This is a genomic window from Streptomyces sp. NPDC045021 (assembly GCF_056432645.1).
The window spans coordinates 63,568-89,912 of record NZ_JBWKIQ010000008.1; the positions used below are offsets into that span (position 1 = coordinate 63,568).

Consider the following 26,345-nt stretch of genomic DNA (forward strand, 5'->3'; position numbering starts at 1 on the left):
TTCGACCACTGGCTCGACGATGCGCTTGGGGGGATAGGTTGTGGCGGATACCGCCATGCCGGAATCTTTGGTGGGCACGCCCGACGTGTGGCGCCTTCGGGCCCGCGGCTGCTGGGCGGAGGCGGCGGCGATACTCGCCCCGTACTGCGCCGACAGCCCGGACACGGCGCTGCGGCGCGCCGCTCTGCTCGTCGAGGGGTGCATGTTCACCCTCGACGGCTGGTCCGAGGCGGAGGACGCGCTGCGCTCCGCGGAGGCGCTGGCCGGCAGCGACGAGGAGCGGGGCGCGGCGGCCTGCGAGCGCGGCCACCTCGCGTACGCCGCGACGCTCTTCTCCGTCCGTGACCGTGCCGACGAGGCACGGGCCGCGTTCGGCCGCAGCGCGGCGCTGCTGAGCCAGGTGTCACCCGGACGGCCGCTGCTCGACTTCCGCCGCGGCCTGTTCGCCGAGAACCTCGCCGAGAACCCCACCGCCGCCCGCGCCGCCTACCGGCGCGCCCACGCGGGCGCCGTGGCGCACGGCGACGCGCTGCTGACCTCGTTCACATGGCGCCATCTGGCCGGCCTCGCCGCCGCCGACGGCGACCTCGCCGAGGCCCACCGGGGTTTCACCGAGTCGCTGAGGATCCGCGTCGACATCGGCTACCTCGTGGGCACGGCCCCCGCCATGCTCGCCCTCGCCGACGTGGAACCCGAACCCGCCGCCACGGCCCTGCGGGCCGAGGCCGCCCGGCTGCACGCCCTCCTGGGAGGGATCCCGGTCTGGCTCCCGCAACCCGCGGAAAGCACCTGATCGGGCCGGCGGCCATCGGGGCGGGCCGGGCCTCGGGTCCCGGCCCGGTCACCCCCAGGCGGAGCCGGAGAAGTGTTCGCGGACCAGCGATTCGACCGTGACCACGTCCCCGGCCACCAGCGCTTCCAGCAGCACGGCGTGCTCCGTCGCGTCGGCGAGCAGTTCCGCCGGGCGCGACGGAGGGCGGGACGGCCCGGACACCGGCCACTGGGAGCGCCGGTGCAACTCGTCCGCGACGGCGACCAGCTGGAGGTTGCCGGAGAGTTCGAGCATGGCGCGGTGGAAGTGCCGGTCGGACTCCGCGTACGCGGCCCGGTCGCCGCGGGCCGCCGCGGCGACGGTGGCGGCGGCGAGCGGGCGCAGCGCCTCCCAGCGTTCGGGGGCGATGGTGCGGGCGAGAGCGAGCACGACGGGGACCTCGATGAGGGCCCGGACCTCCGCCAGCTCCGCGAGGTCGCGCGCGCTGCGTTCGGCGACCCGGAATCCCCGGTTGGGCATGGCCTCGACGGCCCCCTCGCGGGCGAGCAGCTGCATGGCCTCGCGGACCGGCGTGGCCGACACGCCGTAGCGCTCGGCGAGCGACGGCGCCGAGTAGACGTCGCCGGGGCGCAGTTCACCGCTGACCAGCGCGCTGCGCAGCGCGTTGAGCACCTGGTCGCGGACCGAGTACCGCTCGGGCAGCCGCCGCTCGGCCGCGGCTTCGCCGTCGGCCGCCGGGGCGGGCGGCACGGCATGCGGGTGGGGTCCGCGGATCTGCCCGGGGCTGCGGGGCAGCGGGACGGACGGGGTGTCGGCGGGGCGCGCGGCGGCGGTGTCGTTCACCGGGTCCTTCCCTCTTCTAACGGCACCACTCGTGTGGCGTAGTGCCGTTAGGTTAAACCCCCACCCCATCGGATAAGGTAAGGCTTACCTCCCTTGGCACCCTTTCAGGACGGTCCGCCATGCTCGCCATGCCTGTCACCGCGCCCGCGTACGCACGCCTCACCGGGGCGTTCCCCTCGCTGCGCGTGACCGAGGAAGCGCCGCGCAGCGGAGACGGCTGGGTGCGCGCCGACGAACTGGCGACAGGCGGCACGGCCCTGGACACCTTCCTGGCCTGGGACGAACAGCAGGTACTGCGCGACTACGGGCAGCGCGGCCGCTCCGACGTGATCGCCGGCTTCGGCCTGCACCGCTACGCCTGGCCGGCCTGCCTGCTCTTCACCGTCCCGTGGTTCCTGCACCGCAGGGTCCCGTGGCTGCCGGTGTCCGATGTGTCGTTCCACCGCACCCGGGGCCGGCTGACGGTCCGCACCCACGACTTCAGCTGCCTGCCGGACGATCCGGCCGCCGTTCTCCCCGGGGCCCGCGTCGTGCGCTCCGAGGAGGCGCTGCGACGGGAGCTGCGCTCCGCGCTGGCCGAGCACCTCGGGCCGCTGCTCGACGGCTTCCAGTCCCGGCTGCGGCGCGGCAGGCGCGCCCTGTGGGGCATGGCCACCGACGAGGTCACCGAGGGACTCTGGCGGGTCGGACACCTGCTCGGCGAGGGCGAGCGGGCGATGGCCGAGCTGGCGGCCCTGCTGCCGGGCACCACCGCCCCGTACACCGGCGGTGCGGGCTTCCGCGAACTGCGCGCACCCCGGCCGCTGCCGGAGCACGTGCCGGCCCGCACCCGGGACCGGATCGCGTGCTGCCTCTTCTACACGCTGCGCCCCGCGGACACGTGTGCGACCTGCCCCCGTACGTGCGACGCCGATCGAATCGAACGTCTGGCCGCTACCGGCTGACCTGTTCGACCTTTCCATCCATAGGCGTGTTATTCCGGCGAAACCTCTTCACGTCCGTGCGCCGTTCGCCAAGATGGCGCCCGTAAGCCGTCCCGCGGCCCGAGCGCGACGGAAGCGACGCTAGGAATCGCACATGAGACTTACCGACATATCGCTGGACTGGACGCTCTCGGGGGCCGTGGGCCTGGCGGTCCTCGCGGCCTCGGCGGTCGCGCTCCGCAACCGCCGCGCACGCGGCGGCGACGAGAACGTACCCGGCAGCGATTCATGGGAGCGCAGCGAGGAACGCCGGCGCCGCAAGGAAGCGGTCTACGGAAGCGCGTCGTACGTGCTGCTCTTCTGCTGCGCGGCGGTCGCCGCGGCGCTCTCCTTCCACGGTCTGGTCGGCTTCGGCCGGCAGAATCTGAACCTCGACGGCGGCTGGGAGTACCTGGTCCCGTTCGGTCTCGACGGCGCGGCGATGTTCTGCTCGGTGCTCGCGGTGCGCGAGGCCAGCCACGGCGACGCGGCGCTCGGCTCCCGGATGCTGGTGTGGATGTTCGCCGGCGCCGCCGCCTGGTTCAACTGGGTGCACGCGCCCCGCGGTATCGAACACGCCGGCGCCCCGCAGTTCTTCGCCGGGATGTCCCTGTCGGCCGCGGTGCTCTTCGACCGGGCGCTCAAGCAGACCCGCCGGGCCGCGCTGCGCGAACAGGGTTTGGTGCCACGTCCATTGCCGCAGATCCGGATGGTCCGCTGGATGCGCGCCCCGCTGGAGACCTACGGCGCCTGGTCGCTGATGCTGCTGGAGAACGTGCGCTCGCTCGACGAGGCGGTGGAGGAGGTCCGCGAGGACCGCAAGCAGAAGGAAGTGAACGACGTCCGCCGCCGTGACCACGACCGGCTGGAGCGGGCCCGGGTCAGAGCGCTCAACCGGCAGCACCGCGGCTGGAGCCGGGACCGCGGCGACCGTCGCCCGGAGTTGCCCAGCGGAGGTTCTGGCGGCGGTGGCACCACGGAGCCCGTCATAACCGCCGGGACGGCCGAACTGCCGGTACGGCGCCCCGCCTTCCTGCCGGAGCGTTCGGTACGGTCCGAGCTGCCGGCACCGTCACCGGCAGCGGAGGAGCGGCCGATCACCGTCGATCTCACGGCCGAGGACGACACGCTGACGATCCCCCGGCTGGACTCGTTGGAGCGCAAACTCCAGGACTTGGAACGGCAGTTCGGCTGAGTGGCCCGGGCCCGGCGCAATGTCGTCAGGCGGTGTTGACCGCCAGCTCGAACCAGACCACCTTCCCGGAGCCCAGCGAGTGCACGCCCCAGGAATCGGCGAGTGCCTGCACGAGCAACAACCCGCGGCCCGACGTGGCGTTCTCACCCGGTGTGTGCAGCCGAGGGCGCCTGGCCGCGTGGTCGTGCACCTCGACGCGCAGCCGGTGCACCGGCCCGCCGGAGAGCGTCGCGGTGAGGACCGCTCCGCTGTCGGTGTGCTGGAGCGCGTTGGTGACGAGTTCGCTGGTCAGTAACTCGGCGATGTCGACCAGTCCCGGCACACCCCAGCACCGCAGTTGCTCGCGCAGCAGTCGGCGCGCCTCTGCTATCGCCGAGAGGTCCGCGTGGCGCAGCGCATGCCGCAGTTCCCGCACCTCGACGGCGCTCCGTGTTCTGTGGCTGCTTTCTTCCCTTGGCTGACGCTCCATCGCTCCGCTCCGGCCGCCGCCCTCATCCCCGTCGAACATCTTGTCGGGATGCATGCCCAGCACAGGGCCATCCAGTCATGGGGCCGGGTTCCGCGAGGCCGGGACAGGGGCGCCCGTGCGTCCTGAGCGACGTCAGCAACCAAGTGGTGGGGTGGGGTTACGGCCGCGGGACGTTCCGCAGGTTGGAGCGCGCCATCTGCAGCATCTTGCCGACCCCGCCGTCGAGCACCGTTCTGCTCATCGACAGCGCGAAGCCGCCGATCTGCTCACCGGTGATCTTCGGCGGGATGGAGAGTGCGTTCGGATCGGTGACCACGTCCACCAGCGCCGGCCCCTTGTGCCTGAACGCGCCGCGCAGCGCGTCCCGCAGCTCCTTCGGCTTCTCCACCCGGACCCCGTAGGCCCCGCAGGCCCGCGCGACCGCGGCGAAGTCCGGGTTGTGGTTGCTCGTTCCGGACGCCGGCAGGCCCGCCACCAGCATCTCCAGCTCGACCATGCCGAGCGAGGAGTTGTTGAACAGCACGATCTTCACCGGCAGATCGTGCTGCACCAGGGTCAGGAAGTCGCCCATCAGCATCGCGAACCCGCCGTCGCCGGACATCGCGACGACCTGGCGGCGGCGGTCCAGGAACTGGGCGCCGATCGCCTGCGGCATCGCGTTGGCCATCGAGCCGTGGGTGAACGAGCCGATCACCCGGCGCTTGCCGTTCGGGGTGAGATAGCGGGCCGCCCAGACGTTGCACATGCCGGTGTCGACGGTGAAGACCGCGTCGTCGGCGGCCTCCTCGTCCAGGACCGAGGCCACGTACTCGGGGTGGATCGGGACATGCTTCTCGACCTTGCGGGTGTAGGCCTTGACGACGCCTTCCAGGGCGTCGCTGTGCTTCTTCAGCATCCGGTCGAGGAACTTGCGCTGCGTCTTGACCTTCACTTTGGGCGTCAGGCAGCGCAGGGTCTCGCGCACATCGCCCCACACCGCCAGGTCCAGCTTGGAGCGCCGGCCGAGGTGCTCCGGGCGGACGTCCACCTGCACGATCTTCACGTCGTCGGGAAGGAACGCGTTGTACGGGAAGTCCGTGCCGAGCAGGATCAGCAGGTCGCACTCGTGCATCGCCTCGTACGCGGCGCCGTAGCCCAGCAGTCCGCTCATGCCCACGTCGTACGGGTTGTCGAACTGGATCCACTCCTTGCCGCGCAGGGCGTGGCCCACCGGCGCCTTCACCCGTTCGGCGAAGGCCATCACCTCGTCGTGCGCGCCCGCCGTTCCGCTGCCGCAGAAGAGCGTCACCCTGTCCGCGCCGTCCACCATCCGCGCGAGCGCGTCGAGCTCGGCGTCGCCGGGGCGGACCGAGGGCCGGCGGGTGACGAGGGCGTGCTCGATGCTGCGCTGCGGGGCCGGCTGCGCCGCGATGTCGCCGGGGAGGCTGATGACGGAGACGCCGCCGCGGCCGATCGCGTGCTGGATCGCGGTCTGCAGCACGCGGGGCATCTGCTGCGGGTTGGAGATCAGCTCGCTGTAGTGGCTGCACTCCTTGAACATCTGGTCCGGGTGGGTCTCCTGGAAGTAGCCGGTGCCGATCTCGCTGCTGGGGATCTGCGCGGCCAGTGCCAGCACCGGGGCCATCGAGCGGTGCGCGTCGAACAGACCGTTGAGCAGGTGGACGTTGCCGGGTCCGCAGGAGCCGGCGCAGGCCGTCAGCTTCCCGGAGATCTGCGCCTCCGCGCCCGCCGCGAAGGCCGCCACCTCCTCGTGGCGCACATGCACCCATTCGATGGACGGGCTGCGCCGGATCGCGTCGACGACGGGGTTCAGGCTGTCGCCGACCACGCCGTACATCCGCTCCACCCCGGCGCGCACCAGGACATCGACCAGTTGCTCGGCCACGGTCTGCTTCGCCATCGGGCGCACCAATCGCTCGTCGCGGGGACTTCGCTCCATCTCCCCACGACGAGGACGGGTCCGCCACTCAGGCGGAATGTGTCGGACCGCCTAGGCGTCCCAGACGCCGACGGCGGTGCGGTCGTCGGCGTAGCCCTTGACGCGGGTCTGCGCCTCGGCCAGGAACGCGGTGAGGCCCGGCGGGCGGCCGCTGCCCCACTGGTGGGCCAGCCGGGCGGCGAGGGCCGGCTCGCCGCGCAGCGGTTCGGCCAGGCCGCCGCTGCACAGCAGCAGCGCATCGCCGGGGTGCGCGACCGAGGCCCGGAACCGGAAGCGCTCCTCGGGCTCCGCGTCCTTCCCGATCGGGTCCAGGTCCTGCCAGCTGCCGTCGCGGATCCGGAACAGCCCGCCGTCCCCGACCCCGAAGAACAGCCGGATGCGGCATGACGGATCGACCGGCAGCAGCAGGCAGCGCAGCGACGCCGTGTACTCGCCCTCCTCCAGGCCGAGATCCTCGCCACGGGCCCGCAGTCGTCCGTAGCAGCGGTCGGTGAGCCGGTGCAGCCCCGACTTGAGCGATCCGCGGCGGGCGGCGCGGATGTCCTCCGACAGCCGCAGTTGGCTGCGGCCGACCGCGCCCGCGATCCACCGGCAGGCGTCCTGCGCGGCCCGGGGCGCGTCATCGGCGGCCCGCGCCCCGCTGGCGACGGCCAGCAGCAGCAGGCCGTCGTCGCCGGTGCCGAAGCGCGCCGTCAGCAGCGCGTCCCGCCGGGGCTGGCCCCGGTACCGCGCGGAATCCCCGCGCACGGACGCGGTCCGCAGCGTCAGGACGCCGTACTGCGCCCCGTCCAGCACGGTGTCGGGCACGAGGCTGTCGAGCTCGTCCGGGTGCGCCACCGGCCAGGCCGTCGGCTCCGCGGCGTACGTCGGGGGCCCGTCGCCCACGAACTGAGGCTCCGTCTCGACGGGCGGCTCGGCTGGCGCCCAGCCCGGGGGCAGCTCCGGTGCCGGGCCGGGGTCCGGATCGCTCCAGGTCACCGGCCCTTCGCCGAAGGCGGTCGGCTCACGCGTCGCCGGTCCCCATGCCTCACCCGCGGTGGGGATCACCCCGCCGCGCTGCGGCCGGTCCTCCGGGGACGCCTGCGGGGACGCTTGCTGGGACGGGACGCCGGGCGGTGCGGGTGCGGCCGCCGGGGCGGCGTCCCGGCTGACCCGGCGCAACCGGAGGGTGTCCGGCGGGCCGGGATCGTCGTGAGCGGGCGGATCCTGGACGTACGGATTCCGGGCGGACGGATTGTGGACGTACGGGTCCTGGCCGGACGGCTCCTGGGCGTAGGGGCCCGGAGCGTACGGATCCCGGGCGGGCGGCACCCCGTCGGCGGGCGGTTGGTCCCGAACAGGTGGATCGTCTCGAACGGGCGGCTCGTCCGGGGCGCTCACGGCGGACAGGGCCGAGGCGTAGTGGTCGTCGACCGTTTCGGCCGACTCATCGGGATCGCCCGGTTCCGGGCTCCCGTACAACTGGCGCCACCACTCGTCCTCTTGACGAGGGTGCGTCTCCCCCTGCTGGCTCATGCCCTTATTGTCCACCGCTGAAGGCGTTCGGAAACGGCGGATGGCATACCTGACGCGGGTCCGTCGGCCGGCCCTCCCCCCACGGTGGGGTCGGCCGACGGCGCTCGAGCGAAACGACCCAAGTCGTGCCAAGTCATGCCCGCATCGCCGCCACACTGGCAGAACAGGGGGGTGAGCAGGGAAGATGTCCCCGGCGGGAAACCGCCGTGGCTCATTTCCGCCACCTCGGGGAGGGGGCGCCGTGCTCGGTGCCATAGGTCTCGACGACGTCCAGGAGTCCGCCTACCGCGCGTTGATCGGTCTCGGTGCCGCCGAGATATCCGACCTCGCGCAGCGCCTCGGCATGCCCGAGGACGATGCGGCCCGCACGTTGCGGCGGCTGGAGGGGCACGGGCTCGTCGCCCAGTCCTCCGCCCGGCCGGGCCGCTGGGTGGCCGCGCCACCGGGTGTCGCGCTGGCCGCGCTGCTCACCCAGCAGCGGTATGAACTCGAACAGGCGGAGCTGGCCGCCGCCGTGCTCGCCTCGGAGTTCCGGGCCGAGGCCACCGAACCCGCCGTCCACGATCTGCTGGAGGTGGTGACCGGCGCGAACGCCGTCGCCCAGCGCTTCCTGCAGCTGCAGCTCGGCGCGGAGAAGGAGGTCTGCGCCCTGGTCACCGGCACCCCCGTCGCCGTGAGCGGTATGGACAACAGCGCGGAGGAGCAGGCCGCCGAGCGGGGCGTCGCCTACCGCGTGGTGATCGAACGCGAGATCCTCACCAGCCCGAACGGCATCACGGAGCTCTCCGCCGCGATGAACCGCAGCGAGCAGGTACGGGTGATCGACCGGGTCCCGACGAAGCTGGTGGTGGCCGACGCGTCGCTCGCCATGGTGCCGCTGACCCGCCTCATGGGCCAGCCCGCCGCCCTGGTCGTGCACGCCAGCGGACTGCTCGAATCCCTGATGGGGCTCTTCGAGGGGGTGTGGCGCCAGTCGATGCCGCTGCGCCTGAACGGGCTCGGCGTCGACGAGGTGCCACTGGACGCGCCCGACTTCGTCGACCTGCAGATCCTCTCGCTGCTGCTCGCCGGGCTCACCGACGCCAGCGTCGCCAAGCAGCTCGATCTCGGGCTGCGCACCGTCCAGCGCCGGGTCAAACACCTCATGGAGATCGCCGGGGTCACCACCCGGCTCCAGCTCGGCTGGCACGCCTACGAGCGCGGCTGGGTCGCCAGGAACGGGTGACCGCCCGGCGCGGATGACCACCCGGCCGATATCCGGGGGCGGGCGCGGCGAGTATCCGGCAGGGTGAGGCCATGGGGACCCCACAGCTGTGCCTGATCGGCGTCGTGATGCTGCTCGGCCTGCTCGGCGTGCTGGTGCCCGGCGTGCCCGGGTCGCTGCTGTGCTGGGGCGCCGTCCTGTGGTGGGCCACCAACCTGCACACCACCCTGACCTGGGCCGTCCTCGCCACCGCCACCGGTCTGCTGGCGCTCAACCAGGTGGTCCAGTGGCTGCTGCCGGCCCGCCGTATCCGCGATTCGGAACTCACCTGGCGCAATGTCTTCGCGGCCGGTTCCAGCGCCATCGTCGGGTTCTTCGTCCTTCCGGTGATCGGCGCGCCCATCGGCTTCGTCGCGTACATCTACGGCGTGGAGCGCGTCCGCCTCGGCACCCACGGCGCCGCCTGGACCGCCACCCGCACCGCCATGCGCGCCATCGGCCGCTCCGTCCTCGCCGAGCTCTTCGCCTGCCTCCTCGTGGCGGGCGCCTGGCTCGGCGCCGTCGTCTTCGGCTGACGCGATGGGACCGGCTTCACCCGGCGTGGGACCGCCTTCGCCAGGCATGGGACCGGCGGCCTAGGTCCAAGAGCCGATGCGGGGCCGCGGGCCCGGTGTGAGGGTGGCCGTATGACGACTTTCAGCGCGGGCGAGCGGGCGTATCTGGACGGGCAGAAGCTGGGCCGGCTGGCGACGGTGGACGCGAAGGGGCAGCCACAGGCGAACCCGGTGGGGTTCGTGGTGCGCGACGACGGCTCGATCGACATCGGCGGTCACGCGATGGGGACGTCCAAGAAGTGGCGGAACATCGCGGGCAACCCGCTGGTGTCGCTCATCGTCGACGACATCGTCACCCAGCATCCGTGGGCGGTGCGCGGCATCGAGATCCGGGGGGACGCGGAGCAGGTGACGGGGGCGCACGACCTGGGGTCCTACCTCAGCCCCGAGGTGATCCGGATCCGCCCGCGCCGGATCATCAGCTGGGGCATCGAGGGCGAAGAGCCCGGAATGCACGGGCGGACGGTGTCACAGGACGCCCTCTAGCGCGAGCAGGGTCCGCTTGCGCTCCAGGCCGCCGGAGTAGCCGGTGAGGCTGCCGTCGGCGCCGATGACACGGTGGCAGGGGCGGATGACGAGCAGCGGGTTGGCGCCGACCGCGCCGCCGATGGCGCGCACCGCGCCGGGCGACCCGGCGGCTTCGGCGAGCCCGCGGTAGCTGACGGTCGCGCCGTAGGCAACGGTGTCGAGGGCGTTCCACACCCGGAGCCGGAAGTCGGAGCCGGCGGGGGCGAGCGGGAGGTCGAACGTCCGGCGCTCGCCCGCGAAGTACTCCTTGAGCTGGCGCTCGGCCTCGGCGAACGCGCTGGGCTCGCGGCGCCAGCCGGGCAGGACCGTGGCGCCGCCGCGCTGGCCGGGGACGGAGAGCGAGGCGAGGGCGGTGCCGTCGCCGGTGAGCAGCAGTTCGCCGAGGGGGCTGTCGACGGTGGCGTAGAGGGTCACCGGGGCGGCCGCGGTCGTTCCGGGCGTCACGTGGCTTGCGGGGCTGGTCATGTGGTCGTCAACTCCAGTCGGGGGCGGGCGCGGTGGCCCGCGGCCCAGAGGTGGTGGAGGGCGTAGCTGCGCCAGGGGCGCCACGCGTCGCTGAGCGGTGGTTCGTTGGGCAGCGCGACATCGGGGTCGCCGAGGGCGCGCAGCCGGATGTATCCGGCGGTCCAGGCGTCGATCCCCGGCAGGGCCGGCAGCGCGCGGCCGACCTCGTCGCGGTCGGCGCCCGGGTCGAGGCGCAGGGTGCCGGCGGCGAGCGCCGCGGTCAGCGGGCGCAGGGCGGGGTCGTCGATGCGGGCGGGTTCGGGGAAGAGGTGGGTGAGCCCGCCGTCGGGGGCGGGGAGCGGTTCTCCGTACGCCGTGACGAGCTCTCCGGCGGCGGCCGGGTCGGCGAGTACGGCGCGCACCGCGAGCTCGTCGGGGTCGGCCGCGCCGGGCGAGCGCAGCCCCGGCCGGGCGGCGACCAGCGGGCCGAGGAGCGGATCGCCGCGCAGCGAGTCCGCGACGGCGTACGGGTCGGCGTCCAGGTCGAACAGCCGGCGTACCCGCTGTACGGCGGTGGTCAGGTCCCGCAGGTCGGCGAGGCGGAGCCGGCAGTCGAGCCAGCCGGCACGGCGGCGCTCGTCCACCTCGGCCACGCCGGGGCCGTGCGGCAGCCGCAGGGTCCGCCGGTAGGTGCGCCGGCCGGGCGGGCCGGTGATCTCCTCGATCCCCGGCACCAGGTCCGTGCGCAGGAAGTCGAAGACCCCGGCGGCGTCGTAGGGGCCCCGGTAGGCGAGCCGCAAGGGCACCCCGGAGGCCGAGCCGGGCTCCGTCGCGCGCTCGGCGGTGGCGGTGGCGGTGGCGGGGCGGGCCGCGGCGCGCAGCTCGCTCGGGGTGCGGGCGTAGATCTCGCGGATGGTGTCGTTGAACTGGCGGACGCTGGCGAAACCGGCCGCGAACGCCGTGTCGGTGACGGACAGCGCGGTGGTCTGGAGCAGCACCCGTGCGGCCAGGGCGCGCTGCGCGCGGGCCAGGGCCACCGGTCCCGCGCCGACCTCGGCGGTGAGCTGGCGGTGGACCTGGCGGGAGCTGTAGCCGAGCCGGTCGGCCAGGCCCGCCACACCCTCCCGGTCGACGACGCCGTCGCCGATCAGCCGCATGGCGCGGCCCACGACGTCGGCGCGGATGTTCCACTCCGGGGAGCCGGGGACCGCGTCCGGACGGCAGCGCCGGCAGGCCCGGAAGCCGCCGCTCTGGGCGGCGGCGGCCGTGGGGTAGTACCGCACGTTCCGCTGCTTGGGCGTCACCGCCGGGCAGCTGGGACGGCAGTAGATGCCGGTCGTCGCGACCGCGAAGAAGAAGACGCCGTCGAAACGGGCATCGCGGCCGCGTACCGCCGCATATCCGGTCTCTTCGTCAATCATGTGTCCCATTCTGCGGCATCGGACGGCCTTGGACTGGCGGAAATCGGACAGGGAGATCAGCGGGACGGCGCAGCTTATGAGAGCGCTCTCCCGACGCTGGACCAGGGAGATACCCTGTCCGCATCCAGCTCGCAGAGGAGCGTGCAGTGTCCGAGCAGACCTTCCCGTCCCGCCCCACCCTGGAGGCCGTCGCCGAACGGGCCGGGGTGTCGCGGGCCACCGCTTCACGCGTGGTCAACGGTGGCGCGGGAGTGCGCGCGCCGCTGGCCGACCGGGTGCGGCAGGCGGTCGACGAGCTGGGCTACGTACCGAACCAGGCGGCCAGGACCCTGGTCACCCGCCGTAACGACGCGGTGGCCGTCGTGGTCGCGGAGCCCGAGACCCGGTTCTTCTCCGACCCGTTCTTCGCCCAGCAGGTGCGCGGCATCAGCAAGGAGCTGACCGCGCACGACAACCAGCTGGTGCTGCTCCTGGTCGAGGGCACGGCCGACTACGACCGGGTCGGCCGCTATCTCGCGGGCGGCCATGTCGACGGGGCGCTGATCTTCTCGCTGCACGCGCACGACCCGCTGCCCGAGCTCGCCCGCAAGGCGGGCATCCCGACCGTCTTCGGCGGGCGGCCCGGCTGGGCGGAGACCGACGGGGACCGCAACGCGCTCTATGTGGACTGCGACAACCGGGGCGGGGCGCGGGCGGCCGTGCGCCATCTGACGGGGCTCGGCCGCCGCCGGATCGCCCACATCAGCGGACCGCTCGACCAGACCGCCTCCGTCGACCGGCTCGACGGTTTCCGCGACGTCCTCCCGGACGCCGATCCGGCGCTGATCGCCGAGGGCGACTTCACACCCGACGGCGGCGAGCGGGCGATGGCCCAGCTGCTGGACCGCTGCCCGGACCTGGACGGTGTCTTCGCCGCCTCCGACCTGATGGCCTCGGGGGCGCTGCGCGTGCTGCGGCAGCGCGGGCGGAGCGTGCCCGACGATGTCGCGCTGGTCGGCTTCGACGACATGGTCCAGGTCGCGCAGTGGACCGATCCCCCGCTGACGACGGTCCGTCAGGACATCGAGGAGATGGGCCGGCTGATGGCCCGTCTGCTGCTGCGCAGCCTCGACCCGCGGCGCGACGCCCCCGGCGCCCTGCCGCTGTCCTCGGTGGTCACCCCCACCCACCTGGTCAGACGGCGCTCCGCCTGACGCGGTGAGGTAGGGGTGCTCCGGCCACGGTCGGTGGCAGCGGTCCGGCGACGGCCGGACCGGCGGGATCCGGCCGTCGAAGTACTGGTCCCCGTTGGGACGGTTGGGAACGAAAGGCAACGGGAAGGTCACGGAACGACAGCGATTGTGAAGGTGCGGTGATGGTGCGCACCCCCGCCAACAGGAGGACGCTCATGGTCTACACGATCATCCTCGGCATCGTGATTGTGGCCCTCGGCATCGCGAGCGTCGTGGCAACGTTCTGGAGCGAGGGAAGCCCGATCGCGATCCGGCGCCGTCATCGTCACAACGGCGCCGGCTGAACCCGCGCTCACCGCGGCCTCGTTGGAGAGCGCGGCCGGGCCCCTCACCGGGCCGCCTCAGGCCTCCCGTCGGTGGCCGCCGCCGCGCTTCGCCTCGTACATCGCCCGTCCCGCCGCCGACTTCATCTTCCAGTCACGGCGCATCTCGGCGCGCAACCGCTGGTCGGTGCGGGAGGCGATCCACGCGTTCTCGCGGAGCAGTTTGCGGTAACTCTCCAGCCGGCGGTGCGGCAGCGAGCCGTCCTCCAGGGCGGCGAGCACCGCGCAGCCGGGTTCCGCGACATGCGAGCAGTCGTGGAAGCGGCAGTCGGCGGAGAGCGCCTCGATCTCCGAGAAGACCTGCGAGACACCGGACTCGGCGTCCCACAGCCCGACCCCCCGCAGCCCGGGGGTGTCGATGAGCACCCCGCCGGACGGCAGCGGCAGCAGATCCCGCGTGGTGGTGGTGTGCCGCCCCTTGCCGTCGGCGTCACGGATGGCCTGGACCTCCTGGATCTCCTGACCCAGCAGGGCGTTGGTCAGAGTGGACTTTCCCGCGCCGGACTGGCCGAGGAGCACGGAGGTACTGCCGGCCAGCACCGCCGCGAGCACATCGATGCCCTCGCCGGTCGCGGCGCTCACCACGAGCACCTGGACGCCGGGCGCCGTGCTCTCGGCGTCCGCGAGCAGATGGGTCGTGTCGGCCACGAGGTCCGCCTTGGTCAGCACGACGAGCGGCTGCGCGCCGCTCTCCCAGGCCAGCGACAGGAAGCGCTCCAGCCGGCCCAGGTCGAGTTCGGCGGCCAGCGACACGGCGATCACGGCGTGATCGATGTTGGCCGCCAGCACCTGGCCCTCGGAACGGCTGGACGAGGTCGAGCGGACGAAGGCCGTCCGGCGCGGCAGCAGCGCGCGCACGGCGGGACCGGTCGGCGCTTCCAGGTCGAGCGCCACCCAGTCGCCGGTGCAGGCCAGCTTCATGGGATCGGACGAGGAGTTGACGGAGGTGGTGTCCGCGCGCAGCGTGCCGTCAGGGGTGACGACGTCGCAGAGCCCGCGGTCGACCCGCACGATCCGGCCGGGCAGCAGGCCCTGGGCGGCGTACGGGGTGAATTCGGTGTCGAGAATGGAGTCCCAGCCGTACGAGGTGAACGGGAGGGAAGCAGATCCGTTGGTCAACGGAATGCCCTTCGAAAGGGCGGCCCCGGAGCTGAGGGTCTGAAAGAGGTCAGCCGGCGACCGCGGAGGTAAGGATGCTGTGCGACGGAATGAGGGCAACGCCCTGCGCAATGACAGTCATCGAAAAACACCTCCACGTATGTGTGCCGGCCGCGGTCTCTCACCGCTGCGGTCCTGAGGACGGTACGACACGGCCCGAATCGCTGTCCAGCGATTTATCGCGTCCGGCCGGCGCCGCCGCCGACCGCCCGTGATGTCCGGTTCCTTCGACGTCCGATTCGTTCAAGACCCCGTGGCCGCGGCGCGCCTAACGTGGCCGGTATGACTCCTCGATTCGCGTTCATCGGTCTGCTCGCCTCCGACATGGCCGCGTCGCTCGCCTTCTACCGCCGGCTCGGCCTGGACATCCCGGCGGAGGCCGACAGCCAGCCGCACGTCGAGGCCGCGCTTCCCGGCGGCCCGCTCCTCGTCTGGGACACCGAGGAGGTCGTACGGTCCTTCACCCTGGGCTGGCAGGCCCCGCCGCAAGGCAGCGGCCGGGCCGGTCTCGCTTTCACCTGCGACAGCCCGGCGGACGTCGACAAGGTCTACGCCGACCTCACGGGCGCCGGATACACCGGTCACCTCGCGCCGTTCGACGCCTTCTGGGGCCAGCGCTACGCCACCGTCCTGGACGCCGACGGCAACCACGTCGACCTGCTGGCGGCGCTGCCCGCCGGTTCGGCTCCGACCGATCCCGCCTGACCCGGTCCGGTCCGGCCGTGTCCGACGCGTCCCGCCCGGGTCGGGCGGGGCAGGACCCGGCCTAGCGGATGAGCTCGCCCAGCGGCACCCCGGCCAGCGCCTTCACGTCGCGCGCGAGATGGGCCTGGTCGGCGTAGCCCGCCGCCACCGCGACCTCGGCGAACGGGGTGCCGCGCCGGGCGAGTTCCAGCGCCCGCTGCAGGCGCAGTACCCGTGCGAGCGTTTTCGGGCCGTAGCCGAACGCCGCGAGGCTGCGCCGGTGCAGCTGCCGTTCGCCCAGCCCGGCGGCTTGCGCCGCGGCGGCCACGCTGACGCCAGACGCCAGCCGGGACGCCGTCGCGGCCAGCAACGGATCCACGGTCACCGGCCCGCGCCGGTCTTCGAGATCGCCTACGGACCCGGTCACCGCGTCCTCCAGCGCGGTCCCCGGATCGGCTGCGTCCCCGATCCGCTCCGCGATCCGCCGTGCGGTGCCGCCGAGCCACACCGCGTCCAGCGGTACCCGCAGATCACGCAGCTCGCACGCCGGGACGCCCAGCACCCCCGGCCCCCGGCCGGGCGCGAACCGCAGCCCGGCGAAGCGCGCGCCGGCGGGGGTCTGCGCCACATGGGCGCGGGTGTCGGGGCCGGTGACGATCAGTTCGCCATCGCACCAGATCACGTCCATGCAGCCGTCGGGCAGCACCCGGTAGGGCCCGCCCTCCTTGGCCCCGACGGTCCTGGTCCAGAGCACCGCGCCCGCGACCCGCGACGACCTCTCCTGGTACACACCTCCATTTTGCCCCGGGCCCCGATTCCGAGCCGGGCCCCGATTCCGAGCCGGGCGCCGATTCCGAGCCGAGCCCCGACTCCGAGCCCGGCCCCGGCCCCGGGTCAGTCCCGGCGGCGAAGGCGCGCGCGGACGTCGGACGGCGGGAGGAAGCGCGTCCAGCGCTCGGGGAACTCGGCGGGCGGGTCGTCCGGGCCCAGATCCCCGTCGTCGTCGAAGTCGTCGTCGCGGCCGTCCTCCGCGGCTCGCCGCCTGGCGGCGTCGGCGACCACCCGGACCGCGGCCGCCTCCAGGGCGCGGGCGTTCTCCTCGCGGGCGGCGGCGGTGGCGAGCGAGGGCCAGATACGGTCCACGGCCGCGTTGACGGCGGCGCCGACGAGCACCGCGAAGGCGGAGATACCGATCCACAGGAGCACCGCGACGGGCGCGGCCAGCGACCCGTAGATCGTCGGTCCCTCGACGGTGTGCGTGAGGTAGATGCGCAGCAGGAAGCTGCCGAGGACCCACATCATGAGCGCGATGAGCGCGCCCGGCACGTCCTCGTACCAGGGCGACCGCACGGGCACCGACACGTGGTAGAGCGTGGTGAGGAAGGCGATCGACACCAGTAGGACGACCGGCCAGTAGAGGATGTGGATCGTGCCCTGGCTGCGCGGCAGCAGCGAGACGAACGCGTCAGGACCGGCGATCATCAGGGGCAGCACCAGCGCGCCGACGACGAGCGCGACGATGTAGAGCAGGAGGGCGAGCAGACGGGTCTTGACGATTCCGCGGTGCCCTTCGAGGCCGTACATGATCGTGATGGTGTCGACGAAGACATTGAGGGCGCGGGAGCCCGACCAGAGCGCGATCAGGAAGCCGAGCGAGATGAGATCGGGCCGCCGCCCGTGGAAGACGCTGTCGACCAGCGGCCGGACCAGTTGGTTCACGCCCTTGTCGGACAGGACCGTCGCGGACGCGGTGAGGATGTTCTCGCGAAGGTGCGCGATGGTGTCCGTGCGGATGACCCCGTCGACGTAGCCGAGCGCGCCGACGAGCCCGAGCAGCAGCGGCGGCAGGGACAGCAGCACGAAGAAGGCCGCCTCCGCGGCGAGTCCGGTGACCCGGTACTCGATGGAGGAGTTGACGGTGTCCTTCAGCAGCAGCCAGCCGACCTTGCGCTTCGACACATTCCGGTACAGGGCTCGAGCCCTGCCCCAGCGGCCGGGAGGCCGCCCTCTTTTTCCATCCGCTGCGTGCACCCGCCTACGGTATCCGCCCCGGGAAGGGCCGGTCCCACCCCGTCACGGGCGCCCGGACCAGGCACGGTGGCGGCGCGCGGGACGGCGGGGCGGCGCCTTCCGCGCGGCGCGCGCGGGCGCCTACGGTTGCTGCCATGAGTGCCCCCACGCATACGGTGACCAATCAGCCTCCGCCGCTGGTCGGATATGACGTCCACGCCTCCGACGCCGCGCTCGTCGAGGCCGTCGAACGCCATGCCGCCCCGGAGCGGCTGGCGGAGATCCAGGACGAACTGGGCGCGCTGGGCCAGGCGGCGGGCTCGGCCCAGGCGCAGCGCTGGGGGGACGAGGCGAACGCCAGTCCCCCGGTGCTCCGCACCCACGACAGGTACGGCAACCGGATCGACGAGGTCGACTTCCACCCGTCCTGGCACCGGCTGCTGGGCCACGCGGTGTCGGCCGGCCTGACGGACGCCTGGTCCCGCCCCGACGGGCACCTTCGCCGCGCGGCCGGGTTCCTGCTCTGGTCGCAGGCGGAGGCCGGCCACGGCTGCCCGGTGTCGATGACGCACGCGGCGGTCCCGGCGCTGCGTGCCGATCCGGCGCTGGCCGCCGAGTGGGAGCCGCGGCTGCGCTCGCGGATCTACGATCCGCAGCTCGCCCCGGCCGGCGCGAAGCCGGGCGCGCTGTTCGGCATGGGGATGACGGAGAAGCAGGGCGGCTCGGACGTTCGGGCCAACACCACCCGCGCCGAGCCGCTCGACGAGGACGGCACGTACGCGCTGACCGGCCACAAGTGGTTCTGCTCCGCACCGATGTCGGATGCCTTCCTGGTGCTGGCGCAGGCCCCGGACGGGATCGGCTGCTTCCTGCTGCCGCGGGTGCTGCCGGACGGGACCCGCAACGTCTTCGCGATCCAGCGGCTGAAGGACAAGCTCGGCAACCGTTCCAACGCCTCCGCCGAGGTGGAGTTCGACGGGACGTGGGCCCGCCGGGTCGGCGAGGAGGGCCGCGGGGTGGCGACCATCATCGAGATGGTCGCGGCGACCCGGCTGGACTGCGCCGTGGGTTCGGCGGCCATCATGCGGCAGGCGGTCGCCCAGGCCGTGCACCACGCCACCCACCGGAGCGCGTTCGGCGGTCCGCTGATCGACAAACCGCTGATGCGCAACGTCCTGGCGGACCTCGCCCTGGAGTCGGAGGCCGCCACGACCACCGCGATGCGGCTGGCCGCCTCCTACGACACCGGCACCGAGCAGGAGCGGCACTTCCGGCGGCTGGCGGTGGCCGTCACCAAGTACTGGGTGACGAAGCGCTGTCCGGCGGTCGCCGTGGAGGCGCTGGAGTGTTTGGGCGGCAACGGGTACGTGGAGGAGTCCGGGATGCCCCGGCTGTTCCGCGAGTCTCCGCTGAACTCGGTCTGGGAGGGTTCGGGCAACGTCCAGGCGCTGGACGTGCTGCGGGTGCTGCGGCGCGATCCGATGGCCCTGAACGCGTTCCTCACCGAGATCGGCCTCGCCCGCGGCGCGGACCACCGGCTGGACGGCGCCATCAAGGGGCTGCTGACCGAACTCGCCGACCTGGACGGTGTGGAGGCCCGCGCCCGCCGCATCGTCGAGCGGATGGCCCTGATCCTCCAGGGCTCGCTGCTCGTACGGTTCGCCCCGCCCGCGGTGGCCGACGCGTTCTGCGCCTCGCGGCTCGGCGGCGACTGGGGATCCACTTTCGGCACCCTGCCGCACACGCTCGACCTGGCCTCGATCGTGGACCGCGCCCGGCCGCTCACGGAGTGAGGGAGGCGGCACGCGCGCGTACACGGGACCGGGCTGGGCATGGGCTGGGATCGGGCCGGGCATCGGCCGGGGCCGGGAGCCTGGCGCGGCGGCGGCTCCCTCCCACCTTCAGAGGGGGGCCTGGAGAGGTGAGCGGCCGCCACCGCGCCGGCAGAGGGTGGCGCCGCGCCGACTCGGCACCACCCCCGGTCCTGGTGCCCTCGTCACCCGAGGGCCGCCGCGCCGGAATCACGCGGCAAACGACGCCAGTAACCCGTCCCCACAGGCTACTTGGGAGCGTGCCCAAGGGGACCCGTCGAGCACGTAACCGACGTCGGGAACGCCGCCGACGACCACCCGGGACGGCATGGGGTCAACATGGCGGGATTCTCACCTTGTGGTGGCGGTCGGACGAGGGAACGGATCTCGTCGGACCGCGCACGGCGTCGCGGCGTCACTGTCCGCCGGGTCCCCGCGCACCCGCAACAGTTGCAGCTCGTTGCAATGGATATACGGGTTGCCCGGGCACGGTGGACGTGGCGGCGGCACGATGGGCACACGATGGGCAGAAGCACGTGAGAAGCGGCGAACCGGGGGCAAAGTGACACACCCACCGATCGGTCTCGGCCGTCTCGGGGCCATGGGCGTCCGCGAGTCGGCGCAGCTCCTCGCCCGCGTGCACGAAGCCTCTCTGGCGGGTGACACGCCGCCTGCGGCGCCCCGGACGGTGATCAGCGAGTCCTGGCTCCGGGTCCGGAACCACGGTGTGGATCCGGACATCGGCCGGCACGCCGGCCTGCTCTCCACGGAGGAGATCGAGCACCGCCGGCAGTCCTCACCGCTCGGCGACGTCATGCCGCTGCTGCGGGAGGGCCTGGTGACGGTGGCCGACGTCGCCTGGCACATCATGGTGGTCACGGACGGTGACGGCCGGGTGCTGTGGCGGGACGGCAGCCTCGCGGTGCGCAAGAGCGCCGACCGGCTCGGTTTCGCCGAAGGCGCGTCCTGGGCCGAGGACGTCGTCGGTACCAACGCGATCGGCACCGCGCTGGTGACCCGCGCGCCCGTCCAGGTGCACTCCTCCGAGCACTTCGTACGAACCCACCACGGGTGGACCTGCGCCGCCGCCCCGCTGCACGATCCGCGCGACGGGCGGCTGCTGGGCGTCGTGGACATCAGCGGACCCGCCGCCACCATCCACCCGGCCACCCTGTCCCTCGTGACCGCCGTGACCCGGGTCGCCGAGGGCGAGCTGCGGTTGCGGCACTGGGCCTCCATCGAGCGGCTGCGGGCAATCGCCGCACCGCTGCTCGCCCGTACGGAGGGGAAGGCCGTGGCGGTGGACCGCAACGGCTGGACCGCCGCCGTCACCGGCATGGCGCCCCCGGACCGGGTCACCCTGCCGGCGGCCGTGCGGTCCGGCGAGATGTGGCTGCCGAGCCTGGGCATCTGCTCCCTGGAGCCGCTGCCCGGCGGCTGGCTGATCCGGCCCGGCGACCGGGACCGGGCGCCCGCCATGAGCCGGGTCGTCCTCGACGTCAGCCGGCCGCGCACCTGGACGGTGACGGTCTCGGGCGCGGCGGGCAGTTGGGCGCAGCAGCTCAGCCCGCGCCATGCGGAGCTGCTCTTCGTCCTGGCACTGCATCGGGGGGGCCGGAGCGCGGCGGAGTTGGCGCACGACTTGTTCGGGGACGCGGGGAGGGCGGTGACGGTTCGCGCGGAGCTTTCGCGGCTGCGCCGCAATCTTGCGGGGGTGCTTGCGCATCGGCCGTATCGGTTCGCGGATGGGGTGGATGTGGAGTTGGTGCGTCCGCCGCTCCCGGCCGATCTTCTTCCGCACTCGGTGGCGCCGGCGGTTTTGGCTGCGCGGCGGTGACCGGGTCGGGGGCCGGGCCCTCCGGGGGAGGGTGGGGGAAAAGTCCGCCGCAGGCGCAGCCTAGAGGTCGGTTGCCCAGGGGGGATTCGCGCCGCGGGTGGCGCATGTGGCGGCAGCCACTGCCGTGCCCAGGGTGACGGCCTCCTGGACGTCCGCGAGGGTGAGGGTGGTGAGGCGGCCGCCCAGGTGGCCCGCGTTGTGGAGGTGGTGCAGCAGACCTGCCATGAACGCGTCGCCCGCGCCGACGGTGTCGACGACGTCGGACGGCTGGGCCGGCACATGGAGCCGTTCGCCGTCGAGCGAGGCGAGGGCGCCCTTGGGGCCGAGGGTGATCACGACGAGCGGGACGCCGAGCGCGTGCCATTCGTCGCAGGCCTGTTCCGGCGGGGTGCCGGGGTGCAGATGGCCGAGGTCGTCGTCGCTGAGGCGCAGGATGTCGGCCGCCGCGCACCAGCGGGGCAGCCGCTGCCGGTAGCGGTCGGGGGGTACGAGTCCCGGGCGGACGTTGGGGTCGATGCTGATGGTGGTGCGGGGGCGGAGGTCGTCGAGGAGCTCCTCGACGCGGCCGGCTCCCGGGTCGCGCACCAGGGCGAGGGAGCCGGTGTGCAGGCAGGCAGGGTCGGCGGGCAGCCCGGCCGTCAGCTCGGTCGCCGTCCACTGCCAGTCGGCGGTGCCCTCGGCGTGGAGGGTGTAGCGGGCGCCGCCGGTCGCGTCGAGGTCGGCGACGGCGAGCGTGCTGGGCTCGGCCGCGTCCGGGCAGCCGGTCAGGTCGACGCCGGAGCCGGCCAGCCGTTCGCGGAAGAGCCGGCCGAAGACGTCGCCCGACAGTCGGCCGAGGAACCGGGTGGGGGTGCCGAGCCGGGCCAGCGCGACCGCGGTGTTGGCCGGGCCGCCGCCCGGTACGACGGTCAGGTCGAGCCCGGCGGCCGGCTCGCCGGACCGGGGGGCGGCGAAGGCGTCGGCGACGCATTCGCCGAGGACGACGACAGGGCGGCTCGGACTCATGCGGGACAGCGTACGAGGGGCGGGTGGCAGGGTGTGGGGGGACCGGCCGCGTGGTCCCAGGGGCCCGCGCGCTCGCGCCACCCGATCGCCTGCCAGCTGTCGCCTCCCGTCCGCCCCGCGCCTAGCGTTCCGGGGGACGGTCCTCCAGCTACCGCTGGAGCCCCGAGCGGGAGGAAACCATGGCCACGAGGCAGCAGCCGGCGGGCCTCGTCGCTCCGGTCACCATCGCTGTGATCGCCGTCGTCGGGGTGGGCCTGCTACGCAGCGGGTCCGCGGAGCAGACGCTGCCTCCGCGGCCCACCACGGCCGCCGCCGTCGACACGATTCCCGGTGTCGTCCCCACCACCGGCCGGGCGGTCCCGCTGCCGGCCTCGCCGCCGGTCCGGGTGAGGATCCCGTCGATCGGGGTGAACGCCCCGCTGATGAGCGTCACCCTCGACAAGGACGGCTGGGTGGGCTCGCCGCCGCCCGCGAACAAGAACCTGGCCGGCTGGTTCCGGAACTCCCCCACCCCGGGCGCGGCTGGCACCTCCGTCATCGACGGGCATGTCGACAATCTGGCGGGGCCCGCCGTCTTCTACAGCCTCGGCGCCCTGAGGAAGGGCAGCCGCATCGAGGTGACCCGGCAGGACGGCCGTACCGCGGTCTTCGACGTCTACGGCGTCGAGGTCTTCGCCAAGAACGCCTTCCCGGCGAAGCGGGTGTACGGCGCCACCGGCGGGTCCGAGCTGCGGGTCATCACCTGCGGCGGCGGCTTCACGGAGCAGGGCGGGTACGACGGGAACGTCGTCGTCTTCGCCCGGCTGGGGGCGGTGCGCTGATCCGGTCGCTTTCGTCCGGTGGGGGCGATCTAGGCTGATGGCATGAGCATCAGCGTGACCACCTGGTCCCTCGAACAGACGTCACCGGCGGACCTGCGGCCCTCGGCCGCGCCCGCCGCCGGGTCGGGGATCCGGATCGTGGCCGCGGAGGTGCCCTCTCCCGACTTCAGCCGCTTCCTGTACGCGTCGGTCGGTGCCGACTGCCTGTGGACCGACCGGCTGCCCTGGACGTACGGGCAGTGGCAGGCGCATCTGGAGCGGCCGGGTTCGGAGACCTGGGTCGCGTACGACCGGGGCACCCCGGCCGGGTTCGTCGAGCTCGACCCGCAGGACGACGGTGTCGTGGAGATCATGTACTTCGGGCTGCTGCCGGCGTTCCGGGGCCGCGGGATCGGCGGCCATCTGCTGTCGTACGGCACCGCCCGCGCCTGGGACCTGGCCGGCCGGTGGCCGGGGCGGGACGCGACGAAGCGGGTGTGGGTGCACACCTGCAGCCTGGACGGGCCGCACGCGATGGCCAACTACGAGCGACGCGGCTTCCGGCTCTTCGACACCCGGACGGAAGAGGAAGCCGAACAGCCGGTCCCGACCGGGCCGTGGCCCGTGGAGCAGTGACGAACACCACAGCGTCTCGTCATTTGGGATAATGTGGTCCACATGCTGGACGACGGTGGACTCGTCCAAGACCCTCATGCCACGCTTCCGACATGTCCCGCACTGGAATCGCCTTGGTAGGTCGGCCGCATGTCGACTTCTGCCGCGTGTCCAGCGCCATCTGTCCGGCGAGCTGACCGCGCCGCGCCGGTTGGCGCCGGCACCGCCGCCACCCTCTTGTGTCGTGGTCGCCAACGCGCCCCGCCGCCGCCAACTGCCCTGATCGTTTTCAGGTTTTCGCAGGCCATAGGGTGCATTCGCGCTATCACCGACGTATTCGCCCCTGCCCGAAGGACGCATCGCCATGGCCTCCACTCCTGATCGACCAGCCGACACCACGGCGCGCCGCAAGGCCGGACGCCACCGTGGTGAGGGCCAGTGGGCCATGGGCCACTTCACGCCTCTCAACGGCAATGAGCAGACGAAGAAGGACGACGACGGTCTCAACGTGCGGACACGCATTGAGACGATCTACTCCAAGCGTGGTTTCGACTCGATCGACCCCGCCGACCTCCGCGGCCGCATGCGCTGGTGGGGTCTCTACACCCAGCGCAGGCCCGGGATCGACGGCGGCAAGACCGCCATCCTGGAGCCGCACGAGCTCGACGACGAGTACTTCATGCTGCGGGTCCGCATCGACGGCGGCCGGCTCACCACCGAACAACTGCGCGTGATCGGTGAGATCTCGCAGGAGTTCGCCCGCGGCACCGCCGACCTCACGGACCGGCAGAACGTCCAGTACCACTGGATCCGGATCGAGGACGTTCCGGAGATCTGGCGGCGGCTGGAAGCCGTCGGTCTGTCCACCACCGAGGCGTGCGGCGACACCCCGCGCACCATCCTCGGCTCGCCGGTGGCGGGTATCGCGGCCGACGAGATCATCGACGGCAGCCGGGCGATCGACGAGATCCACGAACGCTTCATCGGCACCAAGGAGTTCTCCAACCTCCCGCGCAAGTTCAAGACGGCGATCTCCGGGTCGCCGCTGCTGGACGTGGCGCACGAGATCAACGACATCGCGTTCGTCGGGGTGAACCACCCCGAGCACGGTCCCGGCTTCGACCTGTGGGTCGGCGGCGGGCTGTCCACCAACCCCAAGCTCGGGGTGCGGCTCGGCGCGTGGGTCCCGCTGGACGACGTCTCCGACGTGTGGGCCGGCGTCATCGGCATCTTCCGCGACTACGGCTACCGGCGGCTGCGCACCCGCGCCCGGCTGAAGTTCCTGGTCGCCGACTGGGGCAGCGAGAAGTTCCGGCAGATCCTCGAGGACGAGTACCTCAAGCGCAAGCTCACCGACGGCCCCGCCCCGGAGTACCCCGAGCAGCAGTGGCGCGACCACGTCGGTGTGCACCGCCAGCAGGACGGCCGCTTCTACGTGGGCTTCGCGCCGCGGGTCGGCCGGATCGACGGCTCGACGCTCACCAAGATCTCCGAACTGGCCGCATCCCACGGCTCGGGCCGGCTGCGCACCACCGTCGAGCAGAAGATGATCGTGCTCGACATCGAGGAGTCACGGGTCGAGTCCCTGGTGGCCGGTCTCGAGGCGCTCGGCTTCCAGGTGAAGCCGTCCCCGTTCCGGCGCGGCACCATGGCCTGCACCGGCATCGAGTACTGCAAGCTGGCCATCGTCGAGACCAAGGCGCGCGGCGCCTCGCTCATCGACGAGTTGGAGCACCGGCTGCCGGACTTCGACCAGCCGCTGACCATCAACGTCAACGGCTGCCCCAACTCCTGCGCCCGCATCCAGGTGGCGGACATCGGTCTCAAGGGCCAGTTGGTCACCGATGAGAACGGCGAGCAGGTCGAGGGCTTCCAGGTACACCTGGGCGGCAGCCTCGGTCTGGAGCCCGGCTTCGGCCGCAAGGTGCGCGGACTCAAGGTCACCTCCGCCGGACTGCCCGACTACGTCGAGCGGGTGCTGCGGCGCTTCGAGGACGAGCGCGAGGACGACGAGCGGTTCGCCACCTGGGCCGCCCGCGCCTCCGAGGAGGCGCTGTCATGACCGAGCGCGCCGCGCCGTTCTACTGCCCGTACTGCGGGGACGAGGATCTGCGCCCCTCCGAGGAGAAGGTTCCGCACGGATCGGGCGCCGCCTGGGAATGCCGGGCCTGCAATCGGGCCTTCCAGTTGAAGTTCCTCGGTCTGCTGACCCAGGGACTCCAGAAGACCCCCCCGACCGGAGGCGAGTCGTGACCACCGCACAGCACACCGCCGAGGACCTGCGGAACCTGGCCGAGCAGGCGGGCCGCGATCTCGAGGACGCGTCCCCGCTGGACATCCTGCGCTGGGCCGCCGAGACGTTCGGCCCGCGCTTCTGCGTCACGTCCTCGATGGAGGACGCCGTCGTGGCGCACCTCGCGTCCCGCGCCTTCCCGGGCGTGGACGTGGTCTTCCTCGACACCGGCTACCACTTCCCCGAGACCATCGGCACCCGTGACGCGGTCGGCGCCGTGATGGACGTCAACCTCATCACGCTCACCCCGGTCCAGACCGTCGCCGAACAGGACGCCGAGTACGGGCCGAAGCTGCACGACCGCGACCCGGACCTGTGCTGCGCACTGCGCAAGGTCAAGCCGCTGGAGCAGGGACTGACCGCATACGACGCCTGGGCCACCGGGCTGCGCCGCGACGAGTCCCCGACCCGTGCCAACACTCCGGTCGTCGGCTGGGACGAGAAGCGCCGCAAGGTGAAGATCTCCCCGATCGCCCGCTGGACGCAGGAGGACGTGGACGCGTACGTCGCAGAGCACGGGGTGCTGACCAACCCGCTGCTGATGGACGGCTACACGTCGGTCGGCTGCGCGCCGTGCACCCGCCGGGTGCTGGAGGGCGAGGACGCCCGCGCCGGCCGCTGGGCCGGCCGCGGCAAGACCGAGTGCGGGCTGCACGGCTGATGACCACTCA

27 protein-coding genes are annotated in these 26,345 nt (G+C 72.8%); 17 read left to right on the top strand and 10 right to left on the bottom strand.

The genetic code is table 11. From position 1 onward, the window contains the following. Positions 1-55: 55 nt before the first annotated feature. Positions 56-793: a hypothetical protein gene (locus tag AC07DC_RS23870; RefSeq protein ID WP_478916486.1), complete on the top strand. Its 738-nt coding sequence runs from the start codon at positions 56-58 to the stop codon at positions 791-793. A gap of 48 nt (positions 794-841) precedes the next feature. Here the strand turns inward: AC07DC_RS23870 and AC07DC_RS23875 are convergent, their stop codons facing one another. After that, complete coding sequence (locus tag AC07DC_RS23875) at positions 842-1,615, bottom strand: GntR family transcriptional regulator (protein ID WP_478916487.1); 774 nt, start codon at positions 1,613-1,615, stop codon at positions 842-844. A 119-nt stretch (positions 1,616-1,734) separates the two neighbouring features. On the opposite strand from AC07DC_RS23875, the gene AC07DC_RS23880 reads away from it, so the two are divergent. After that, entirely contained in the window at positions 1,735-2,559 is an 825-nt protein-coding gene (locus tag AC07DC_RS23880) for a (2Fe-2S)-binding protein (RefSeq protein WP_478916488.1), read from the top strand. Positions 2,560-2,692: 133 nt separating this feature from the next. After that, positions 2,693-3,772, top strand: a complete 1,080-nt coding sequence (locus AC07DC_RS23885) for a DUF2637 domain-containing protein (RefSeq protein ID WP_478916489.1) — start codon at positions 2,693-2,695, stop codon at positions 3,770-3,772. A 25-nt stretch (positions 3,773-3,797) separates the two neighbouring features. Here the strand turns inward: AC07DC_RS23885 and AC07DC_RS23890 are convergent, their stop codons facing one another. The 3 genes from AC07DC_RS23890 to AC07DC_RS23900 form a co-directional block, all read right to left on the bottom strand. Continuing rightward, a complete protein-coding gene (locus AC07DC_RS23890; RefSeq protein ID WP_478916773.1) occupies positions 3,798-4,241 on the bottom strand; it encodes an ATP-binding protein in 444 nt (147 codons plus the stop codon). A 157-nt stretch (positions 4,242-4,398) separates the two neighbouring features. Continuing rightward, on the bottom strand, positions 4,399-6,141 hold the full coding sequence (locus AC07DC_RS23895; protein WP_478916490.1) for a pyruvate dehydrogenase: 1,743 nt from the start codon (positions 6,139-6,141) through the stop codon (positions 4,399-4,401). 90 nt (positions 6,142-6,231) lie between these two features. Beyond that, positions 6,232-7,695 (bottom strand): protein phosphatase 2C domain-containing protein, encoded by a 1,464-nt coding sequence (locus tag AC07DC_RS23900; protein WP_478916491.1) that lies wholly within the window; start codon positions 7,693-7,695, stop codon positions 6,232-6,234. 241 nt (positions 7,696-7,936) lie between these two features. Between AC07DC_RS23900 and AC07DC_RS23905 the strand changes: the two genes are divergently transcribed. The 3 genes from AC07DC_RS23905 to AC07DC_RS23915 all read left to right on the top strand — a co-directional run bounded on the left by AC07DC_RS23905 (position 7,937) and on the right by AC07DC_RS23915 (position 9,999). Beyond that, positions 7,937-8,920: a helix-turn-helix domain-containing protein gene (locus AC07DC_RS23905; protein WP_478916492.1), complete on the top strand. Its 984-nt coding sequence runs from the start codon at positions 7,937-7,939 to the stop codon at positions 8,918-8,920. A gap of 71 nt (positions 8,921-8,991) precedes the next feature. Next, entirely contained in the window at positions 8,992-9,474 is a 483-nt protein-coding gene (locus tag AC07DC_RS23910; protein WP_478916493.1) for a DUF456 domain-containing protein, read from the top strand. A gap of 111 nt (positions 9,475-9,585) precedes the next feature. Then, positions 9,586-9,999: a PPOX class F420-dependent oxidoreductase gene (locus AC07DC_RS23915; protein ID WP_478916494.1), complete on the top strand. Its 414-nt coding sequence runs from the start codon at positions 9,586-9,588 to the stop codon at positions 9,997-9,999. Here the strand turns inward: AC07DC_RS23915 and AC07DC_RS23920 are convergent. Then, positions 9,982-10,506 carry a methylated-DNA--[protein]-cysteine S-methyltransferase gene (locus AC07DC_RS23920; RefSeq protein ID WP_478916495.1) on the bottom strand — a complete coding sequence of 175 codons (525 nt, stop codon included), beginning with the start codon at positions 10,504-10,506 and terminating at the stop codon, positions 9,982-9,984. The genes AC07DC_RS23915 and AC07DC_RS23920 overlap by 18 nt on opposite strands. After that, positions 10,503-11,906 (bottom strand): DNA-3-methyladenine glycosylase 2 family protein, encoded by a 1,404-nt coding sequence (locus AC07DC_RS23925; RefSeq protein WP_478916496.1) that lies wholly within the window; start codon positions 11,904-11,906, stop codon positions 10,503-10,505. The genes AC07DC_RS23920 and AC07DC_RS23925 overlap by 4 nt, the downstream gene beginning before the upstream one ends. A 146-nt stretch (positions 11,907-12,052) precedes the next feature. Between AC07DC_RS23925 and AC07DC_RS23930 the strand changes: the two genes are divergently transcribed. Continuing rightward, positions 12,053-13,099: a LacI family DNA-binding transcriptional regulator gene (locus tag AC07DC_RS23930; RefSeq protein WP_478916497.1), complete on the top strand. Its 1,047-nt coding sequence runs from the start codon at positions 12,053-12,055 to the stop codon at positions 13,097-13,099. A gap of 194 nt (positions 13,100-13,293) precedes the next feature. Continuing rightward, on the top strand, positions 13,294-13,422 hold the full coding sequence (locus AC07DC_RS23935) for a hypothetical protein (protein ID WP_269276532.1): 129 nt from the start codon (positions 13,294-13,296) through the stop codon (positions 13,420-13,422). Between the two features lie 57 nt (positions 13,423-13,479). On the opposite strand, the gene rsgA is transcribed toward AC07DC_RS23935, so the two are convergent. Continuing rightward, on the bottom strand, positions 13,480-14,580 hold the full coding sequence (gene rsgA / locus AC07DC_RS23940) for a ribosome small subunit-dependent GTPase A (RefSeq protein ID WP_478916498.1): 1,101 nt from the start codon (positions 14,578-14,580) through the stop codon (positions 13,480-13,482). Positions 14,581-14,901: 321 nt separating this feature from the next. Between rsgA and AC07DC_RS23945 the strand changes: the two genes are divergently transcribed. After that, positions 14,902-15,324, top strand: coding sequence for a VOC family protein (locus tag AC07DC_RS23945; RefSeq protein WP_478916499.1), 423 nt, complete (start codon positions 14,902-14,904; stop codon positions 15,322-15,324). 61 nt (positions 15,325-15,385) lie between these two features. On the opposite strand, the gene AC07DC_RS23950 is transcribed toward AC07DC_RS23945, so the two are convergent. After that, positions 15,386-16,093: a helix-turn-helix domain-containing protein gene (locus tag AC07DC_RS23950; RefSeq protein WP_478916500.1), complete on the bottom strand. Its 708-nt coding sequence runs from the start codon at positions 16,091-16,093 to the stop codon at positions 15,386-15,388. A 104-nt stretch (positions 16,094-16,197) separates the two neighbouring features. Continuing rightward, positions 16,198-17,262: a YihY/virulence factor BrkB family protein gene (locus AC07DC_RS23955; protein WP_478916501.1), complete on the bottom strand. Its 1,065-nt coding sequence runs from the start codon at positions 17,260-17,262 to the stop codon at positions 16,198-16,200. A 206-nt stretch (positions 17,263-17,468) separates the two neighbouring features. Here AC07DC_RS23955 and AC07DC_RS23960 point away from each other — a divergent pair, with 206 nt between their 5' ends. Both AC07DC_RS23960 and AC07DC_RS23965 read left to right on the top strand, forming a co-directional pair. Further along, positions 17,469-19,106: an acyl-CoA dehydrogenase family protein gene (locus AC07DC_RS23960; protein ID WP_478916502.1), complete on the top strand. Its 1,638-nt coding sequence runs from the start codon at positions 17,469-17,471 to the stop codon at positions 19,104-19,106. Between the two features lie 580 nt (positions 19,107-19,686). Beyond that, a complete protein-coding gene (locus AC07DC_RS23965) occupies positions 19,687-20,961 on the top strand; it encodes a GAF domain-containing protein (RefSeq protein ID WP_478916503.1) in 1,275 nt (424 codons plus the stop codon). Positions 20,962-21,021: 60 nt separating this feature from the next. Here the strand turns inward: AC07DC_RS23965 and AC07DC_RS23970 are convergent, their stop codons facing one another. Further along, complete coding sequence (locus AC07DC_RS23970) at positions 21,022-21,966, bottom strand: carbohydrate kinase family protein (protein ID WP_478916504.1); 945 nt, start codon at positions 21,964-21,966, stop codon at positions 21,022-21,024. A gap of 179 nt (positions 21,967-22,145) precedes the next feature. Here AC07DC_RS23970 and AC07DC_RS23975 point away from each other — a divergent pair, with 179 nt between their 5' ends. From AC07DC_RS23975 to AC07DC_RS24000, 6 genes are all read left to right on the top strand, one after another. Continuing rightward, positions 22,146-22,787, top strand: a complete 642-nt coding sequence (locus AC07DC_RS23975) for a class F sortase (RefSeq protein WP_478916505.1) — start codon at positions 22,146-22,148, stop codon at positions 22,785-22,787. 42 nt (positions 22,788-22,829) lie between these two features. After that, entirely contained in the window at positions 22,830-23,402 is a 573-nt protein-coding gene (locus AC07DC_RS23980) for a GNAT family N-acetyltransferase (RefSeq protein ID WP_478916506.1), read from the top strand. Between the two features lie 92 nt (positions 23,403-23,494). Then, a complete protein-coding gene (locus tag AC07DC_RS23985; RefSeq protein WP_331283982.1) occupies positions 23,495-23,578 on the top strand; it encodes a putative leader peptide in 84 nt (27 codons plus the stop codon). A gap of 167 nt (positions 23,579-23,745) precedes the next feature. Further along, positions 23,746-25,443 (top strand): nitrite/sulfite reductase, encoded by a 1,698-nt coding sequence (locus AC07DC_RS23990; protein ID WP_478916507.1) that lies wholly within the window; start codon positions 23,746-23,748, stop codon positions 25,441-25,443. Beyond that, positions 25,440-25,634: a hypothetical protein gene (locus AC07DC_RS23995; RefSeq protein ID WP_478916508.1), complete on the top strand. Its 195-nt coding sequence runs from the start codon at positions 25,440-25,442 to the stop codon at positions 25,632-25,634. Before AC07DC_RS23990 ends, AC07DC_RS23995 begins: the two co-directional genes overlap by 4 nt. Continuing rightward, complete coding sequence (locus AC07DC_RS24000) at positions 25,631-26,335, top strand: phosphoadenylyl-sulfate reductase (protein WP_478916509.1); 705 nt, start codon at positions 25,631-25,633, stop codon at positions 26,333-26,335. Before AC07DC_RS23995 ends, AC07DC_RS24000 begins: the two co-directional genes overlap by 4 nt. Positions 26,336-26,345 lie beyond the last annotated feature (10 nt).